The sequence below is a fragment of the Stenotrophomonas sp. SI-NJAU-1 genome (genome assembly GCF_020883215.1).
GTDB lineage: Bacteria > Pseudomonadota > Gammaproteobacteria > Xanthomonadales > Xanthomonadaceae > Stenotrophomonas > Stenotrophomonas indicatrix.
Genome location: NZ_CP086598.1, coordinates 2,737,818 through 2,756,907, shown reverse-complemented (window position 1 = coordinate 2,756,907; position 19,090 = coordinate 2,737,818). Strand labels below are relative to the sequence as shown.

10 protein-coding genes and 1 pseudogene are annotated in these 19,090 nt (G+C 66.4%); 10 read left to right on the top strand and 1 reads right to left on the bottom strand.

Features of this window, described 5'->3' with window-relative positions; translation table 11 throughout:
* Positions 1-201: 201 nt before the first annotated feature.
* A complete protein-coding gene (gene smc, locus LMF57_RS12645; protein WP_229289988.1) occupies positions 202-3,705 on the top strand; it encodes a chromosome segregation protein SMC in 3,504 nt (1,167 codons plus the stop codon).
* A gap of 46 nt (positions 3,706-3,751) precedes the next feature.
* On the top strand, positions 3,752-4,489 hold the full coding sequence (zipA, locus tag LMF57_RS12640; RefSeq protein WP_093819073.1) for a cell division protein ZipA: 738 nt from the start codon (positions 3,752-3,754) through the stop codon (positions 4,487-4,489).
* A gap of 129 nt (positions 4,490-4,618) precedes the next feature.
* On the opposite strand, the gene LMF57_RS12635 is transcribed toward zipA, so the two are convergent.
* Positions 4,619-5,743 carry a pyridoxal phosphate-dependent aminotransferase gene (locus LMF57_RS12635; protein WP_229289987.1) on the bottom strand — a complete coding sequence of 375 codons (1,125 nt, stop codon included), beginning with the start codon at positions 5,741-5,743 and terminating at the stop codon, positions 4,619-4,621.
* A 180-nt stretch (positions 5,744-5,923) separates the two neighbouring features.
* Here LMF57_RS12635 and ligA point away from each other — a divergent pair, with 180 nt between their 5' ends.
* From ligA to LMF57_RS12595, 8 genes and pseudogenes are all read left to right on the top strand, one after another.
* A complete protein-coding gene (ligA, locus tag LMF57_RS12630) occupies positions 5,924-8,395 on the top strand; it encodes an NAD-dependent DNA ligase LigA (RefSeq protein WP_229291392.1) in 2,472 nt (823 codons plus the stop codon).
* Positions 8,396-8,446: 51 nt separating this feature from the next.
* Positions 8,447-8,932, top strand: coding sequence for a GNAT family N-acetyltransferase (locus tag LMF57_RS12625; protein ID WP_025876917.1), 486 nt, complete (start codon positions 8,447-8,449; stop codon positions 8,930-8,932).
* Positions 8,929-9,885 carry an EF-P lysine aminoacylase EpmA gene (epmA, locus tag LMF57_RS12620; RefSeq protein WP_229289986.1) on the top strand — a complete coding sequence of 319 codons (957 nt, stop codon included), beginning with the start codon at positions 8,929-8,931 and terminating at the stop codon, positions 9,883-9,885. The genes LMF57_RS12625 and epmA overlap by 4 nt, the downstream gene beginning before the upstream one ends.
* Before the next feature lie 134 nt (positions 9,886-10,019).
* Complete coding sequence (locus tag LMF57_RS12615; protein ID WP_208081871.1) at positions 10,020-10,751, top strand: DUF3011 domain-containing protein; 732 nt, start codon at positions 10,020-10,022, stop codon at positions 10,749-10,751.
* Between the two features lie 47 nt (positions 10,752-10,798).
* Complete coding sequence (gene mtnA, locus LMF57_RS12610; RefSeq protein ID WP_229289985.1) at positions 10,799-11,863, top strand: S-methyl-5-thioribose-1-phosphate isomerase; 1,065 nt, start codon at positions 10,799-10,801, stop codon at positions 11,861-11,863.
* Positions 11,864-12,094: 231 nt separating this feature from the next.
* Positions 12,095-14,809 carry a DNA gyrase subunit A gene (gyrA, locus tag LMF57_RS12605; protein ID WP_208081869.1) on the top strand — a complete coding sequence of 905 codons (2,715 nt, stop codon included), beginning with the start codon at positions 12,095-12,097 and terminating at the stop codon, positions 14,807-14,809.
* A gap of 130 nt (positions 14,810-14,939) precedes the next feature.
* Positions 14,940-17,460, top strand: a pseudogene (locus LMF57_RS12600) (membrane-bound PQQ-dependent dehydrogenase, glucose/quinate/shikimate family).
* Between the two features lie 88 nt (positions 17,461-17,548).
* Positions 17,549-18,973 carry a serine hydrolase domain-containing protein gene (locus LMF57_RS12595; RefSeq protein WP_229289984.1) on the top strand — a complete coding sequence of 475 codons (1,425 nt, stop codon included), beginning with the start codon at positions 17,549-17,551 and terminating at the stop codon, positions 18,971-18,973.
* Positions 18,974-19,090: the final 117 nt, after the last annotated feature.

Genomic DNA, 19,090 nt, shown 5'->3' with positions numbered 1-19,090 from the left:
CAAAGCGACATCGGGATCAACTCGACGGGATCTCCACGCCCGGTCATCCCGCCCGTGGAACATTGGCCCCGCTATACTCATTCCATTGCGTCACCCTTGGCCTTGTTGAATTCTTTTGAAATCAATGGCTTGAGGTGCTGGTTGACCTGACATCCACTATGGTGGCGGCCGTAAGGCCCTTGCCCGGAACCCAATCACGCCATGCGTCTTTCCACGATCAAGCTGTCCGGCTTCAAGTCCTTCGTCGATCCGACCACCCTGCACCTGCCGACCAACATGACCGGCGTGGTAGGCCCCAATGGCTGTGGCAAGTCGAACATCATCGACGCGGTGCGTTGGGTCATGGGCGAAAGTTCGGCCAGCCGCCTGCGTGGTGACTCGCTCACCGACGTGATCTTCTCCGGTTCCAATGCCCGCAAGCCGGTCTCGCAGGCCACCGTCGAGCTGATCTTCGACAACTCCGACCACACGATCTCCGGCGAGTACGCCTCGTTCAACGAGATCTCGGTCAAGCGCACCGTCAGCCGCGACGGCAGCAGCAACTATTACCTCAACGGCACCAAGTGCCGCCGTCGCGACATCACCGACCTGTTCCTCGGCACCGGCCTGGGCCCGCGCAGCTACTCGATCATCGAGCAGGGCATGATCAGCCAGATCATCGAGGCGCGCCCGGAAGACCTGCGCGTGTACCTGGAAGAGGCCGCCGGCATCTCCAAGTACAAGGAACGCCGCAAGGAGACCGAGACCCGCATCCGCCACACCCGCGAGAACCTGGACCGCCTTGGCGACCTGCGCGAGGAAATCACCAAGCAGCTCGAGCACCTCAAGCGGCAGGCCAGGCAGGCCGAGCAGTACCAGGCGTTGCAGGAAGAACGCCGGGTCAAGGATGCGGAGTGGAAGGCGCTGGAATACCGTGGCCTGGATGGTCGCCTGTCCAAGCTGCGCGAAGGGCTGTCGCAGGAAGAAACCAAGCTGCAGCAGCTGATTGCCGACCAGCGCGACGCCGAGGCGCGGATCGAGACTTCCCGCGTGCGCCGCGAGGAGGCTGCCGACGCGCTCAATGCCGCGCAGGCCGAGGTCTACCAGGTGGGCAGCACGCTGGCCCGCCTCGAACAGCAGATCCAGCACCAGCGCGAACTGTCGCAGCGCCTGCACAAGGCGCGCGATGAAACCCGCCAGGCACTGGCCGAACTGGGCCAGCACATCAGCGGCGACGAGGCCAAGCTGATGGTGCTGCGCGAAGCGGTCGATGCGGCTACCCCGCAGCTGGAAGCGCTGCAGGAAGAAAACGAGATCAAGCAGGAAGGCCTGCGTGAGGCCGAAGCGCGATTGTCCGATTGGCAGCAGCGTTGGGAGCAGCACACCTCGCAGAGCTCGGAAGCCTCGCGCGCCGGCGAGGTCGAGCGCACCCGCGTGGACTACCTGGACAAGCAGATCCTTGATGCCGATCGCCGCCGCGAAGCGCTGGCGGCCGAACGTGCCGGGCTGGACGTGGATGCACTGGATGAAGTCTTCGAGCAGCTGCACCTGCAGCACGATACGCAGAAGACCGCGCTGGATGAGCTGACCGAGCAGGTCGAGGAGCGCAAGCACGGTGTCGCCGCCGTGCAGGAGCAGCAGCGCAACGGGCAGAACGAGCTGGCCGAGCTGCGCAAGCAGGTCAATGGCCTGCGCGGGCGCCTGTCTTCGCTGGAAACCCTGCAGCAGGCTGCACTCGGCCAGGAGCAGGGCGCGGCCGTGGCGTGGCTGAAGTCGCGTGGGCTGGATTCGGCCGCGCGCGTGGGTGAGCGCCTGGATGTTGATGCGGGTTGGGAAAACGCAGTGGAAAGCGCGCTCGGTCAATTGATCGAAGGCGTGCTGGTCGACGACCCGGCCAGCCTGGTCGATGCGTTGGGCGAGCTGGGCGAAGGCCGCATCGCGCTGGTTGCCAATGACGGTGCGGACCTGAAGGTTGCACCGACCTCGCTGGCTGCACGCGTACGTGGCCCGGCGCCGATCCGGCGCCTGCTTGCACGCCTGCACGGCGCGCGTGACCTTGCCGAAGCCAATGCACTGCAGGCCAACCTGCCCGAGGGCGATTCCATCATCACCCAGGGCGGTGAACGCCTGGGCGAGGGCTGGGTGCGCGTGTCGCGCTCCGGCGCCGCCAAGCAGGGCGCGCTGCTGCGCGAACGCGAAATCAACGAACTGCGCGAGCAGATCGAGCAGCTGCAATCGCGCGAAGCCGAACTGGAAGAACAGCTGGCCGGTTTCCGCGAGCACCTGTTGGCCGCCGAACAGCAGCGCGAGGATGCGCAGCGTGCGCTGTACCTGGCGCACCGCGCGGTGTCCGAACTGGCCGGCCAGCTGCAGGGCCAGCAGGGCAAGGTGGAGGCGGCACGTACGCGCATCGACCGTATCGAAGGCGAGCTCAGCCAGTTGCTGGAGACCCTGGACATCAATCGCGAGCAGGCGCGTGAAGCGCGTGCGCGGTTGGAGAATGCGGTCAACAGCATGGGCGACCTGGAGTCGAACCGGCAGGGCCTGGAGGGCGAACGCCGTCAGTTGACCGAGGCGCGTGATCTGGCCCGCGACGCCGCCCGTGCGGTGCGCGAGCGGTCGCACGCGTTGGCCCTGACCCTGGAATCACAGCGCGCCCAGGTGGCGTCGTTGAGCCAGGCGCTGGAACGCATGAGCACCCAGCGCGGCCAGCTTGATGCACGCCTGGGCGAACTGCATTCGCAGCTGGACGAAGGCGATACCCCGGTCGAATCGCTGCAGGCCGAGCACCAGAACGCGCTGGAAGAGCGTGTCCGTGCCGATCGCGTGCTGACCGAAGCGCGCACGTTGCTGGATGGCATCGATGCCGAACTGCGCAACTACGAGCAGACCCGCCACCAGCGCGACGAGCAGGCGTTGTCCCAGCGCGAACGTATCTCGCAGCGCAAGCTGGACCAGCAGGCGCTGGTACTCAGTGCTGAAACCCTGCAGGGCGCAGTGGAGAAGGCCGGTTTCGTGCTGCAGGATGTGATCAACGCGCTGCCCGAAGAGGCCCGCCTGGGCGACTGGGAGCAGGCGGTGCACCAGATCGACGGTCGCATGCGCCGGCTGGAGCCGGTCAACCTGGCCGCGATCCACGAGTATGGCGAAGCCTCGCAGCGCTCGGAGTATCTGGATGCGCAGCACGTGGACCTGACCACCGCGCTGGAGACCCTGGAAGATGCGATCCGCAAGATCGACCGCGAAACCCGGGGCCGCTTCAAGGACACCTTCGACCGTGTCAACGCTGGTGTGCAGGCGCTGTATCCGCGCCTGTTCGGTGGCGGCCACGCCTACCTGGAGCTGACCGGCGAAGACCTTCTCGATACCGGCGTGACCATCATGGCCCGTCCCCCGGGCAAGCGCGTGTCGAGCATCTCGCTGCTGTCCGGCGGCGAAAAGGCGATGACCGCCGTGGCGCTGGTGTTTGCGATCTTCCAGCTCAACCCGGCACCGTTCTGCCTGCTGGACGAGGTGGACGCGCCGCTGGATGAAGCCAACGTCGGCCGCTTGGCCAACATGGTCAAGGAAATGAGCGAGAAGGTGCAGTTCCTGTTCGTCAGCCACAACAAGGCCACGATGGAAGCGGCGCACCAGTTGTCGGGCGTGACGATGCGCGAGCCGGGAGTCAGCCGCCTGGTCAGCGTGGACCTGGAAGAAGCCGCGCGATTGGCGGGCGCGGCCTGACGTGCCATCCTAGTTACCTGAATGAACTAGCCGGAGAACCTAACGAATGTCCGACACGGCACTGTTGCGCATCGGCATCCTGGCCGCCGGCCTGCTGTTGGTCGCTGCGATCTTCCTGTTTGGCCGCCCGAAAAAGAAGCCCCAGGGTCGTCGCCTCGATAGCGCTGAACCGAGCAGCGGCGAGCGTCGCGAGCCGGTGCTGGGCGAGGATGGCGTGCCTGTGGCCGGCGACCGCGTCGAGCCTGGCATGGGCGAGACGGTCGAGCAGGCCGAACTGGGGTTGCCCGATGTCGATGGCGCGGCCAGCGACCTGGGCAAGCGCGCGACGCAGGATTTCGACAAGATCGTTTCGCTGTTCGTGGCCGCCCGCGCCGGTGAGCAGCTGCGCGGCGAAGACATCGTCGTGGCAGCGGAGAAGACCGGCCTGGTGTTTGGCCACATGAATGTCTTCCACCGGCTGGTGGAGGGGCATCCCGAGCGAGGCCCGATTTTCTCGATGGCCAGCATCATGAAGCCGGGCAGCTTCGACATGGGCAACATCCGCGCCATGGAAACCCCGGCCATCGCCTTCTTTCTGACCCTGCCGGCACCGCTGACCGCGCTGGACGCCTGGGAGAAGATGCTGCCGACCGTGCAGCGCATGGCCGAACTGCTCGATGGCGTGGTGCTGGATGACAGCCGCAACGCGCTCGGCCGCCAGCGCATCGCCCACATCCGTGATGAGCTGCGCGCCTATGACCGCCAGCACCAGGCGCCGCCGCTGACCAAGACTCCGCGCTGGTAAGCGCGGCAGGTCCTGGCGTGCCGGCCAACGGTCGGCACCCACAACAGTAGATCCACGCCATGCGTGGATGCGGCGAACCAGGGTTCGCCCCCCACCAGACCAGTAGATCCACGCCATGCGTGGATAGGGTCAGACCGGTACGCCGGCCACCTTCGCGAACGCGCTGCGGAAGCGCGCCATCTCTTCCTCGGTGCCAACGGTCACGCGCACGCGCTGCGGCCAGATCGGCCAGCTGCGGCCGATCACCACGCCGTTGTCCGCCATCGCCCTTGCAAAGGCGGCACCGTCGCGCTGCACATCCACCACGAAGCAGTTCGCTTCGGTCGGCAGGCAGTCGAAGCCACGCTTGCCCAGCCAGGCGATGGTGGCCTGCCGGACCTTGGCGTTCTGCAAGCGTCGCTGCGGGATCAACTGCGGGTCACGCAGGCTGGCCAGTGCCGCTGCAAGGGCGGGCACCGGCAGCGGGTTCTCGCCCAGGCTCGCCAGCTCGCGCAGGCGCTCCGGATGCGCCGCCGCCACGCCAAGACGCAGGCCGGCCATGCCGTACAGCTTGGAGAAGGTGCGCAGCACGATCAGGTCATCGCGCTGGGCCACCTGTGCAATCAGGCTGGGCTGTTCGCTGTACTGCAGATAGGCCTCGTCCAGCAGCACCCGGGTATCTGCGGGCTTGTTGGCCAGCAGCCAGGCCAGCTCGTTGGCCGGACTGATCGAGCCGGTGGGGTTGTTGGGATTGCACACGTACAGCAGGCCGGTCGGCCGCGCATGCGCGGCGGCCGCCATCGTGCGCAGGTCGTGCGCGCCATCGCCGCGCAGCGGTACCTTCTGCACATGGGCGCCGCGCGCAGCTGCCATCTCGCCCAGCGTCTCGAAGGTCGGGTCGGCCACCACCAGGCCCGCCTGCGGGCCGGTCCACAGTGTCGCCGCACGGTTCAGCGGTTCGCTGGAGCCCGGATACAAGCGCACGTGGTTGGCGGGAATGCCGGCCTGGGCGATGAAGGCGTCGCGCACCTCACCGGCCAGGGCGAAGCGGTAACGGCCGCAGCTGGCGATGCTGTCGCGCGCCGCCTGCTGGGCGGCCGGCGAGGGGCCATAGGGGCATTCGTTGAAGTTCAGCAGCACCGCGCCCGCATCGGCGGGTGGCGGCGCAACGGTCGCCGGCTGTGCCTGGGCCGACCGGGGCAGGCCGCTGCTGGCGAGGGCGAGACCGGCACCGGCCAGCTGCAGGAAGTGGCGACGGGAGGCAGGCAAGGTCACAGGGGACGGTTCCGGAAGGGCGACCGACGCACGCTAGCGCTGGTGGTCAGCGTGGGCAAGGGGGTGTGCAGCGTCTCCAACCATGGGCGACCGTTGCGCGCCGCCAGTCCCGCATGGCCCGGTTCTACAAGGTGCTGCGCGCAGGCGCGGTAGAATTCCCGGCCATCCCAGAACCCGCGGATTCCGATGAGCCCCCGCCCCGCCGAACGTGCCGAAGACCTGCGCCGGCAGATCGCCCAGGCCAATCGCGCCTATCACGAGCTGGATGCGCCGGAGATCCCTGACGTCGACTACGACCGCCTGGTGCGTGAGCTGGAGGCGCTGGAGCGCGAGCATCCTGATATCGCCCGTGCCGACAGCCCGACCCAGCAGGTCGGGGCACGTCCGTCCGGCCGCTTCGCCGAAGTCACCCACGCGGTACCGATGCTGTCGCTGTCCAATGCCTTCAGCGATGAGGAAGTGGCCGACTTCGTGCGCCGCATCGATGAACGCCTGCGCCGCGGCACCCTGCGTTTTTCCGCCGAACCGAAGATGGACGGCCTGGCGATCAGCCTGCGTTATGAGGACGGTCATTTCGTGCTGGGCGCCACCCGGGGCGATGGCAGCACCGGTGAGGACGTGACTGCCAACCTGCGCGAGATCGGCGACATTCCCAAGCGCCTGAAAGGCAGGGACTGGCCGGATGTGCTGGAAGTGCGCGGTGAGGTCTACATGGCCCGCGCCGACTTCGAGGCCTACAACGAGCGCGCGCGCCTGCACGGTGGCAAGGTGCTGGCCAATCCGCGCAATGCCGCGGCCGGTTCGCTGCGCCAGCTTGACCCGAAGATCAGCGCGCAGCGCAGGCTCAGTTTCTTCACCTACGGTACCGGTGAAGTGCAGGGCGGTGAGCTGCCCGATACGCACTCGGGCACGCTGGCGCAGCTGCGCGACTGGGGTTTCCCGGTCAGCGACCTGTGCAAGGTGGTGGAAGGCAGCGACGGCCTGCTGGCGTACTACCGTGACATCGGCGAGCGTCGCGACGGCCTGGCATTCGACATTGATGGCGTGGTCTACAAGCTCGATGACCGCGCCGGCCAGCAGGCCATGGGCTTCGTGTCGCGCGCACCACGCTGGGCCATCGCGCACAAGTTCCCGGCGCAGGAACAGAGCACGACGCTGGAGGCCATCGAAATCCAGATCGGCCGCACCGGTGCTGCCACCCCGGTGGCGCGCCTTGCGCCGGTCGCGGTGGCCGGTGTGATCGTCTCCAATGCCACCCTGCACAACGCCGACCAGATCGCGCGCCTGGATGTGCGCGTGGGCGACAGCGTGATCGTGCGCCGTGCCGGCGATGTGATTCCGGAAGTGGTCAGCGTCATTCTCGACCGTCGTCCCGCCGGTACCACGCCCTGGCAGATGCCGACCACCTGCCCGGTGTGCGGCTCGGAGATCGTGCGCGAGGAAGGGGCTGCTGCCTGGCGCTGCTCGGGCGAGCTGTCCTGCCCGGCGCAGCGCAAGGAGGCCATCGCCCACTTCGCCTCGCGACGGGCGATGGATATCGACGGTCTCGGCGACAAGTACATCGAAACCCTGGTGGACGCCGGCATCGTCAGGAGCGTGGCTGATCTGTACCGCCTCACCCGCGACCAGCTGCTGCACCTGAAGCTGGTGCTGGATGCTGAAGATCCTTCCGCGCTCGCGGCCAGCCTGAAACTGCACCTGCCGGCCGAAGGCAGCGGCGCGGTGCTCAACGCGGTGTTGAAGCTGGATGGCAACGACGCAGGGTGGCGCGCGCAGGCACTGGCGCAGCCGGCAGCGTTCGAATGGAACACAAAGAAGATCGCGACCAAATGGGCTGACAACCTGATCGCTGCGATCGATGCCAGCCGTGATGCGACGCTGGAGCGACTGCTGTTCGCACTGGGCATCGAGCACGTCGGCGAGAGCACCGCCAAGGCACTGGCACAGTGGTTTGGCGATCTGGCGTTGATCCGCCGTCTGCCGTGGCCGTTGTTCAAGCGCGTGCCGGATATCGGTGGCGAAGTGGCGCGCTCGCTGGGCCACTTCTTCGAACAGGAAGGCAACCAACAGGCCATCGACGCGCTGCTGCAGGTGGGGCAGGTGCGCATCAGCGACGTGCACCCGCCAAGTGCAAAGCTGCGCGAGGGGCTGGACCTTGCCCAGCTGCTGGTCGAAGCGGAGATTCCCGGCATTACCCGCCTGCGCGCGGAGAAGCTGGTGGCCGCACTGCCCAGCGCGCAGGCGGTGCTGGACGCCGAGCACGGCCAGTTCGTCAACGCCGGCCTGCCCGATGACACCGCGCGCGGCGTCGCTGACTGGCTGGACAGCGAGGGCCATGGCGCGATGTTGCTGGCCGCCGAAGTGGAGATGAAGCACATCCTGGCCAGTGCGCCGGCCCTGGCCGACGTGGTGGCCGGTCCGCTGGACGGGCAGACGGTGGTGCTTACCGGCACGCTGGCCCAGCTCAACCGCGATGCCGCCAAGGAGCGCCTGGAGGCGCTGGGCGCAAAGGTGTCGGGCAGCGTGTCGAAGAAGACCAGTTTCGTGGTGGCAGGCACCGAGGCGGGTTCAAAGCTGGACAAGGCGCAATCGCTGGGCGTTCCGGTGTGGGATGAAGAGCGCCTGCTGGCCTACCTGGCCGAACACGAGTGATGAACCGGCCGGGTGCGCAGGCACCCGGCACGCAACCGCAAGGGAACACTGATGCAGACCGCTCCGCTGGATTTCCGCCTGGCCACCCGTGCCGACGAGGAACTGCTGATCGCGCTGATGCGCGATTTCTACGCCGAAGACAAGATCGAATTCGACGATGCGCGAGTGCGCCGTGGTGTCGATGCGTTGCTGGCCGATCCGCGCAACGGGGAAGTGCTGCTGTGGCTGGACGAGGCCGCGGCCGTCGTTGGCTATGCGGTCATCGCGATGGGCTTCAGCCTGGAGCAGGGCGGCCATTTCATGCTGCTCGACGAGCTCTACCTCAGCCATCGCGCACGTGGCCGTGGCCGTGGCAAGCGGGCACTGGCCATCTGCGAACAACGCGCGCGCGGGCGCGGGGTCAGCCGGCTGCGGCTGGAGGTGAACCATCACAACGAACTGGCGCGCCGCCTGTACCTGGCCAGTGGCTACATCGACGACACGCGCGATCTTCTGACCCTGCCGCTGGACCATCCGCGCCCGGAGGGCATCCTGTGAGCGAGGCACTGCTGCGCCGCCTGCAACAGCGTGCCAGCCTCAATGCGCTGGTGCGAGGCTTCTTTGCCGAGCGTGGCGTGCTGGAAGTGGAAACACCGATCCTTTCCGTGGCCGGCAACACCGAGCCGAACATCGACAGCTTCCACACCGATTTCAGCGGCCATGTCGATGCGGGCGGACACCGACGCTGGCTGCGCACCTCGCCGGAGTTCCCGCTCAAGCGCCTGCTCGCAGCCGGCGTGGGCGACTGCTATGAGCTTGGCCGGGTGTTCCGCAATGGCGAAGCCGGTGGCCGCCACAATCCCGAGTTCACCATGCTGGAGTGGTATCGGGTGGGCTGGGACCACCATCGGTTGCTGCAGGAAACCGCGGAACTGGTGGGACAAGCGTTGGCGCTGGTTGGCCGCAGCGCGACGCTGCGCGTGCTGAGCTATCGCGAACTGTTCCAGCAACAGGCCGGTGTGGACCCGTTCGATGCCGATGAGGCCGAACTGCGCGCCGCGCTGGGCGAGGTGCACATCGATCCGGTAGGCCTGACCCGCGATGACTGGCTGGATCTGTTGATGACCCACCGTATCCAACCGCAGTTCGATGACACGGTCATGACCGTGGTTCACGACTGGCCCGCCAGCCAGGCGGCACTGGCGCGCATCCGCCCCGGCACACCGCCGCTGGCCGAGCGTTTCGAGCTGTACCTGGGCGCGGTGGAACTGGCCAATGGCTATCACGAACTGAACGATGCGGCTGAACAGCGCGCGCGTTTCCAGCATGACCTGCAGCGCCGCCATGCACGGGGGCAGGTGCAGCCCGCGCTGGATGAAGCGTTGCTGCAGGCACTGCCTGCAATGCCCGCCTGTGCCGGTGTTGCCGTTGGCATTGATCGCCTGCTGATGGCGATGCACCGCACACCGCGCATCGCCGACGTGCTTGCATTCGATTTCGCCCACGCATGAGCCGATTTCCCCTGCACCTGGCAGGCTGAACGAAAACACGCGTGTGCGCGCTTGATTCAGCAAGCACGATGATGCTCTTATCACAGCCGATGCCGCACACTTGCGTCGTGGTTCATCCATTCATGGGGAAGGCTTTGGTCAAGTGGTTTGCGGTCGTAGCGGCACCGATGTACTCCGTGGCGATATGGGGTGGCCTGCTTCCGTCGACCGCATCGGCGCAGTCGCTTGGCTATGACAGCGAAGTGGTGACCTGCGAATCCCGCGACATGGGTTGGGTGCATTGCGACATCGATGTGAGCAACGGCGTTGACCTGATCCGCCAGTTGTCCAGCAACAGCTGCATCCGTGGCAGCGAGTGGGGCACCGACCGCAGTGGCGTGTGGGTGACCCTGGGCTGCCGCGCCGAGTTCCGTGCGCGCCCGGCAGAAAATGCTGCAGCGCCGCCGAGCGAGGGCCGCAAGCGACTGGTGCGGCGGGTAGTGCGCTGTGAGTCCAATGGCCGCCCGCAGAGCTGCCCGGTACGCCTGGACGGTGCGCCGGTACGGTTGCTGCGGCAGCTGTCGGTACTGCCGTGCCGGGAAGGGCAGGGCTGGGGCTACAAGCGCAATGAGGTGTGGACCACCCGAGGCTGCCAGGGTGACTTCGAGGTGGCCGACGAGCAGGGTCGTTTCGTCGACGTGCCGCGCAGGCTGACCTGCGAATCCAAGTCCAAGAAGCGCCGCTTCTGTGGCGCCAGCATCTCCACCAGCGCCACCCTCTCCAACCAGCTTTCCAGCACCCCGTGCGAGGAAGGCAGCACCTGGGGCTGGAACCGCAACGGCATCTGGGTCGATGGCGGCTGCCGCGCCGAATTCTCGGTGAACTGACCCCGGGCGGGGTCCATCCGCGCGTGGCGTGGCCCTACAATGGGACCATGAATACCGCCACCGACCTCGACTACGCCCGCTACGACCACATCCGCCCGATCCTGTGGACCGGCGATGCCCTGCAACTGCTCGACCAGCGCAAGCTGCCGTTCGTGGTCGAGCATGTGGCCTGCCATGACAGTGATGAAGTGGCCGCCGCCATCCACGCCCTGACCGTGCGCGGCGCGCCGGCCATCGGCATCGCCGCCGCCTGGGGTGTGGTGCTGGCCGCACGCGATGTGCAGGCCGCCGACGGCGCGCATGCCCTGCAGCAGCTGGAACCAGCGCTGCAGCGGCTGAATGCCTCGCGCCCGACCGCGGTCAACCTGGCGTGGGCGCTGGCACGCATGCGACGTTGCCTGAGCGCTGCCGGTGCCGACTGGAAGACGTTGCTTGAGGCGGAAGCACAAGCGATCGCCGAAGAGGATCTGGCCGCCAACCGCCATATGGGCGCACTCGGTGCCGGCCTGATCGAGGCCGGTAGCGGTGTGTTGACCCATTGCAATACCGGTTCGCTGGCCACCGCCGGCTTCGGTACCGCGCTGGGCGTGATCCGCGCCGGCATGGCCCAGGACCGTATCGCCCGTGTGTTCGCAGGTGAGACCCGGCCGTGGTTGCAGGGAGCGCGCCTGACTGTGTGGGAGCTGCAGCAGGATGGCATCGACGCGACGCTGATCGCCGACTCGGCCGCCTCGCACCTGATGAAGACCGGTGCGGTGCAGTGGGTGATCGTGGGCGCCGACCGCATCTGCGCCAATGGCGATACCGCCAACAAGATCGGCACCTATCAGCTGGCCATCGCGGCCCGCCACCACGGGGTGAAGTTCATGGTCGTGGCGCCGTCCTCGACGGTGGACATGGATACCGTGGACGGCAGCCAGATCGAGATCGAGCAGCGCGACCCGGGCGAACTGTACGGCGTGGGCGGCACCCGCACCGTGGCCGAGGGCATCGCCGCCTGGAACCCGGTGTTCGATGTCACCCCGGGCGAGCTGATCGATGCCATCGTGACTGAGCGGGGGGTGATCCTGAACCCGACCGCGGAGAACATGCGCGCCGCCTTTGGCGGCTGACGCGGGCAGGGGCGGCTGCCTTTCCGCTGGAAAGGGCCCCGGCCAGCGTCCGGTAGTGCCGGCCACTGGCCGGCAAGCCCCTAAGTTCCTGATTTGTGCCGGTAAAATCACCGTAAAGGCAGGCGGAAAACGGCCCCGTGTGGTAGAATCCAGCGGTTGAATCGAGGTTCCGGCACGACCACCCCCGGGTGGATGCGCCGGACTGGACCGCTACCAGACAACGGAACCCGAATGGCAGAAACCGCCAAGGAAATCATCCAGGTCAACCTGGAAGACGAGATGCGCAAGAGCTACCTCGATTACGCCATGAGCGTGATCGTGGGGCGCGCGCTGCCAGATGCGCGCGATGGCCTCAAGCCGGTGCATCGTCGTGTGCTGTTTGCGATGAATGAACTCAACGCGCACAGCAACAAGCCCTACTTCAAGTCGGCACGTATCGTCGGTGACGTCATCGGTAAGTACCACCCGCATGGCGACCAGTCGGTGTACGACACGCTGGTGCGATTGGCACAGCCGTTCTCGCTGCGTTACATGCTGGTCGATGGCCAGGGTAACTTCGGTTCGGTCGACGGCGACTCCGCTGCGGCGATGCGATACACCGAGGCGCGCATGTCGCGGCTCGCGCATGAGCTGATGGCGGACATCGACAAGGAAACCGTCGATTTCCAGCCCAACTACGACGAAAAGGAACTGGAGCCGACGGTCATGCCGACCCGGTTCCCGAACCTGCTGGTCAATGGTTCGGCTGGTATCGCGGTGGGCATGGCGACCAACATTCCGCCGCACAACCTCACCGAATCGATCAATGCCTGCATCGCGCTGATCGACAATCCGGAAATCGATATCGACGGACTGATGGAGTTCATCCCGGGCCCGGATTTCCCGACTGCGGGCATCATCAACGGCACCGCCGGCATCATCGCCGGTTACCGCACCGGCCGTGGCCGCGTGCGCATCCGTGCCAAGGCGGATGTCGAAGTGGCCGACAACGGCCGCGAATCGATCATCGTCACTGAAATTCCTTACCAGGTGAACAAGGCGCGTCTGATCGAGAAGATCGCCGAGCTGGTCAAGGAAAAGAAGATCGAAGGCATCAGCGAGCTGCGCGATGAGTCCGACAAGGACGGCATGCGCATCTACATCGAAATCAAGCGCGGCGAGTCGGCCGAGGTTGTGCTCAACAACCTCTACCAGCAGACCCAGATGGAGTCGGTGTTCGGCATCAACATGGTGGCGCTGGTCGACGGCCGCCCGCAGTTGATGAACCTCAAGCAGATGCTGGAGGCCTTCGTCCGCCACCGTCGCGAAGTGGTCACCCGCCGCACCGTGTTCGAACTGCGCAAGGCGCGCGCCCGTGCCCACGTGCTGGAAGGCCTGACCGTTGCGCTGGCCAACATCGACGAGATGATCGAACTGATCAAGACCTCGCCGAACCCCACCGAGGCACGCGAGCGCATGCTTGCGCGCCTGTGGGAACCGGGCCTGGTCGGTTCGATGCTCGGCGCCGCCGGTGCCGAAGCCTCGCGTCCCGATGACCTGCCCAAGGGCGTGGGCCTGATCGAAGGCGGCTACCAGCTGACCGAGATCCAGGCGACCCAGATCCTGGAAATGCGCCTGCACCGCCTGACCGGGCTGGAGCAGGACCGCCTGACCGAGGAATACAAGCAGCTGCTGGAAGTGATCGCCGGGCTCATCCATATCCTGGAAGATCCCGATCGCCTGCTGCAGGTGATCCGCGAAGAGCTGATCAACGTGCGCGCAGAGTTCGGTGACGAGCGCCGTACCGAGATCCGCCACAGCGAAGAAGACCTGGACATCCTCGACCTGATCGCCCCGGAAGACGTGGTGGTCACCCTGTCGCATGCCGGTTACGTGAAGCGCCAGCCGGTCAGCGCCTATCGCGCCCAGCGTCGAGGCGGCCGTGGCCGCAGCGCGGCGTCGACCAAGGAAGAGGATTTCATCGAGCAGCTGTGGCTGGTCAACACGCACGACACGCTGTTGACCTTCACCAGTTCGGGCAAGGTGTTCTGGCTGCCGGTCTACCAGCTGCCTGAAGCCGGTTCCAATGCCCGCGGTCGTCCGATCATCAACTGGATCCCGCTGGAGCCGGGCGAGCGCGTGCAGGCCGTGCTGCCGGTGCGCGAGTACGCCGATGGCCAGTTCGTGTTCTTCGCCACCAAAAACGGTACGGTCAAGAAGACCCCGCTGGGCGAGTTCGCCTTCCGTCTGGCCCGCGGCAAGATCGCGATCAACCTCGACGAGGGCGATGCCCTGGTCGGCGTCGGCCTGACCGATGGCGAGCGCGACATCCTGCTGTTCGCCTCCAACGGCAAGACCGTGCGCTTCGGTGAAGACAAGGTCCGCTCGATGGGGCGTACCGCTACCGGCGTGCGCGGCATCAGGATGCCGCCCGGCGAGGAAGTGGTCAGCCTGATCGTGGCCGAGAGTGCGGGCGGCATCGAGGATGAGAACGAGGACGACAACGGTGTCGAGGAAGCCGTCGCCAATGGCGATGCGCTGATCGAAGGTGCCGACGACGCCAACCTGCGTTACATCCTGACCGCCACCGAAAACGGCTACGGCAAGCGCACCCCGCTGCCGGACTACCCGCGCAAGGGTCGTGGCACGCAGGGCGTCATCGGCATCCAGACCACCGAGCGCAATGGCAAGCTGGTTGCTGCGGTGCTGATGGGTACCGACGATGAAGTCCTGCTGATCTCCGATGGCGGCACCCTGGTGCGCACCCGTGGCTCGGAAATCAGCCGCGTCGGCCGCAACACCCAGGGCGTGACCCTGATCCGCCTGTCCAAGGACGAGAAGCTGCAGGCGGTGGAGCGCATGGATGCCTCGATCGACGAGGACGAGGACGAGGTGGCCGCCGCCGCCCCGGCCACGACCGACGGCGCACCGGCTGCCGCCAGCAGCGAGGATGCCGCGCAGGAGTGATCCTGCCGCGACGCTGAGGTACCCGACGACGCCGGCCTTGTGCCGGCGTCGTCGTGTCTGCGGGCGAAAATACGCACGCACTTCACGGTGACGGTGGCATAAGGGCGCATGCTGCCCCCGGAGATCGACGATGTCCGCCACGCCGCAGTCTGCTTCCGCGCCTCCGCCCCGCCATCCTCTCGTTACCGTGCTGGCCCTGTTGCTGATCGTGCTCGGCCTGGTCATCGGCGGACTTGGTGCGTGGCTGCTCAGCCTCGGTGGTTCCTGGTACTACGCCATCGCCGGCCTCGGCCTGCTGGTCTGCGGCATCCTGTTGTGGGGCAATCGGCGTAGCGGTGCGCTGCTGTATGCACTGGTGTTCATCGGCAGCCTGCTGTGGACCTGGTGGGAATCGGGCAGCGATTACTGGCGCTGGGTACCACGGCTGGGCCTGGTGACCGCGCTGGGCATCGTCCTGGCATTGCTGGCGCCGACCCTGCAGGCGCCGGTACCCAAGCGCCTGTCGCGCAGCGTGGCCGCTGTACTGATGCTGGTCTTCGTGGTCGCCTTCGGCCTCGCGTTCACCCCGCATGGCGTGGTCGACGGGCATCAGCCGTTCCCGGAGCCGGCGGTCAGCACCGGGCTTGATCCCACCCGTGACACCACCGGCCTGCAGCCTGCCGACCAGCCAGCAGAAGGCGACTGGCCGGCATGGGGGCGCAGCAATGCCGCCACCCGCTATTCGCCCCTGCAGCAGGTCACCCCGGAAAACGTGGGAACCCTGCAACTGGCGTGGCAGTTCCGCACGGGCGACCTGCCGAAGAAGCGCTGGGGTGCGGAAACCACGCCACTGAAGATCGGTGATCGGTTGTACCTGTGCACCGCACGCAATCAGTTGATCGCGCTCGATGCCGGCAGCGGCAAGGAACTATGGCGTTTCGATCCGAAGGTGAAGGATGCATCGATCCCGTATACGGCCGCCTGCCGTGGCGTGTCCTATTATGAGGTACCCAGCGCGCCGAACATCGCCGATGCTGCACTGGCTGACGTGGCCGCCGATCTCGCGCTGCCCGCGCCGCCGCCGACCCGCACCCACCAGAGCGCGGCGCCAGGGAGCCGCTCAGCCTGCAGCGCACGCATCATCGAAGGCACGCTGGACGGCCGCCTGATCGCGGTGGACGCCGACAGCGGTCGCCCGTGCGCGAATTTCGGCAACAACGGCCAGGTCGACATCACCCTGGGCATGGGCGAGGTGCCGCCGGGTTACGTATCGATCACCTCGCCGCCGGCGATCGTCCGCGGTGTCATCGTTACCGGCCACCAGGTACTGGACGGCCAGCGCCGCGACGCGCCCTCCGGGGTCATCCAGGCCTACGACGCGATCAACGGCAAGCTGCGCTGGGCGTGGGACATGGACCAGCCCGAGCGCAGCGGCCTGCCACCGCGCGAGCAGACCTACACACGTGGCACACCGAACATGTGGACCACCGCTACCGGCGATGAAGCACTGGGCCTGGTGTACCTGCCGATGGGCAATTCCGCAGGCGACTACTGGAGTGGCTCGCGCACCGAAAACCAGAACAGGTACGCGACCTCGCTGGTCGCCATCGATGTGGCTACCGGCAAGCCGGTCTGGCATTTCCAGGCGGTGCGCAAGGACGTCTGGGACTACGACCTGGGTTCGCAGGCCAGCCTGATCGACTACCCGACGGCATCGGGCAAGGTGCCGGCGATCCTGCTGCCCACCAAGCAGGGCGACATATACATCCTCGACCGTCGCAACGGCCAGCTGCTGACCCCGGCCGAAGAGCGCAAGGTGCCACAGGGCGGCGTGGAGCCCGCGCGCCGCCACCCAGCTGTTCTCGCTGTACCACACGCTGCGGCGCGACGACGCGCTGACCGAGCGTGACATGTGGGGTATCACCCCCATCGACCAGCTGGTCTGCCGAATCCAGTTCCGCAAGGCACATTACGAAGGGTTCTACACACCGCCCAGCAGCGATCACCACTCCATCGAGTACCCCGGCTACAACGGTGGCTCTGACTGGGGCAGCGTGGCCATCGATACGCGGCGTGGCGTGATCGTGGCCAACTACAACGACATGCCCAACTACAACCGGCTGGTGCCGCGCGCCGAAGCCGACCGCAAGGGCTGGCTGCCGCGTGAGCAGATGCGCGCCGACAAGGGCGGTGCCGAAGGGGCAGGGGATCCGCAGGTCGGCACGCCCTATGGCATCGACGTCAACGCCGGTTGGCGGCTGCCGTTCACCGGCCTGCTGTGCAAGCAGCCGCCCTATGGCGGTATCCGTGCGATCGACCTGCGCAGCGGCAAGCTGCTGTGGGACCGGCCGTTCGGCAGCGCACGTGGCAACGGCCCCTTCGGCATCCGCTCCGGCCTGCCCATTGAAATCGGCACGCCGAACAATGGCGGTTCGGTGGTGACCGCCAGCGGCCTGATCTTCATCGCCGCAGCGACCGACGACCTGCTGCGTGCCATCGACCTGAAGACCGGCAAGGAGCTGTGGCACACCAAGCTGCCAGCAGGTGGCCAGGCCAACCCGATGGTGTACGAGCAGGGCGGGCGGCAGTACGTGGTCATCATGGCTGGCGGGCACCACTTCATGGAGACGCCGGCCGGGGATTACGTGATGGCGTATGCGTTGCCGGAATAGCCCAAGGGTATGAGTGCGGCTGCAGTGCATGGACTCTGTGCGATTGTCCTCTAGGATGGCGCTACGTTCTGCCTGCGAAGGATTCGCCATGCCTGTGTACCGTCAACGTGCCTTGCTGTTGGCTTTCGCCTTGCTGCCGGCATTGTCATCCAGTGTTGGTGCGGCCGAAGCACCTGCCGGATCGAGCGGTCCACGCGCGCAGGATGCCGTGGATGAATGGTTGGCTGCCTTCAATGCGGGCAGCCTCGATGGATTGCAGGCGTTCGCCGACAGGTACGCAAAGAAGGCGGGCAGCGGCCCGCAGGATTACCTGGAATTCCGTGCGTCCAGTGGGCCGGTGAAGGTCCTCGACGTCCGCTCGAGCACGCCGGAGAAGGTCGAAGTGCTGGTGCTGGGCGAGAACAGTGAACGGGCGATGCTGTTGACTGCGGAAATGGACCCTGCCGCTCCACGCCACCTGAAGCTGTTCCAGTTGGAAGGTGTGCCGACGCCGCCACAGTTCCAGCCCGCACGCATGGAACTGCCGGCACTTCTGGGCGAAACCACGGCACGGCTCAACGCGCTGCAGGCGGCCGACGCGCTCTCTGGCGCCGTGCTGGTCGCGCACGATGGCAAGGTGCTGATGCAGTGGCAGGGAGGGCTCGCCAACCGCGAGCAGCGCGTGCCCGTCGATGCGCAGACGCAGTTCCGCCTTGCCTCTTCCAACAAGATGTTCACCGCAGTGGGGATCCTGCAACTGGCTGAGGCCGGCCGTCTTGCCCTGGATGACACCATCGGCAAGCGCCTGCCGGACTATCCCAACGAAGGGGTGGCAGGTACGGTGACGATCCGGCAACTGCTCAACCATACCAGTGGGCTCGGTGATTTCTTCGGTGATGATTTCGAGCACTACGCGGCGCCTTTGAGAACGCACGACGATTATGTGCAGCACTTCGCCAGGGATCGCCCGCAGTTTGCCGCAGGCAGCCAGGACGGCTACTCCAACTACGGTTTCATTGTGCTCGGTCGTATCATCGAGGTGGTGTCCGGGCAGACGTACTACCGCTATGTCAACGACCATATCCTCCGCGCAGCGGGCATGACGGCAACCGGCTTCGAGCCGGAATCGGTACACGTTCCACATCGTGCACCCGGCTATACCCGGGTGAAAGGAGAGTGGCTCAGCGAAACCAGATCCCTGCCATGGCGCGGGACTGCGGCCGGTGGCGGTTACAGCACCGTGGGTGACCTGTTGAAGTTCGCCGAGGCCCTGCGTGCCGGCACCCTGGTTTCGCCGGCGTGGCTACAGCAGGCCACGCGTCCGCAGAACAACAAGGGCTGGTACGGCTACGGGTTCATGGTGCAGGGCGAGGGCAGGCAGCGCCAGTTCGGCCATGAGGGCGGGGCGCCCGGCTCGAACAGCGCCATTGTGGTGATGCCTGAGCAGGGATATGTACTGATCGGCCTGGCCAACGTCGATCCGGATGCAATAGGCAATGTGATCAACTACATCGCCCGCCGCGTGCCCCTGTGATGCACGGCGCCGGCAGCAACGACCGACAGCAGAATCCGCGCACGCAGTGGAGCGCGATTCCCTACTTCACGGTAACCGTTGCGGTGAACCGCAAAGGCCCCTGATGGCGTACGCTTG

Coding starts and splice junctions, on each gene's coding strand:
- smc (WP_229289988.1), top strand. CDS start 202: ATGCGTCTTTCCACGATCAAGCTGTCCGGCTTCAAGTCCTTCGTCGAT.
- zipA (WP_093819073.1), top strand. CDS start 3,752: ATGTCCGACACGGCACTGTTGCGCATCGGCATCCTGGCCGCCGGCCTG.
- LMF57_RS12625 (WP_025876917.1), top strand. CDS start 8,447: ATGCAGACCGCTCCGCTGGATTTCCGCCTGGCCACCCGTGCCGACGAG.
- mtnA (WP_229289985.1), top strand. CDS start 10,799: ATGAATACCGCCACCGACCTCGACTACGCCCGCTACGACCACATCCGC.
- gyrA (WP_208081869.1), top strand. CDS start 12,095: ATGGCAGAAACCGCCAAGGAAATCATCCAGGTCAACCTGGAAGACGAG.
- LMF57_RS12595 (WP_229289984.1), top strand. CDS start 17,549: ATGCCTGTGTACCGTCAACGTGCCTTGCTGTTGGCTTTCGCCTTGCTG.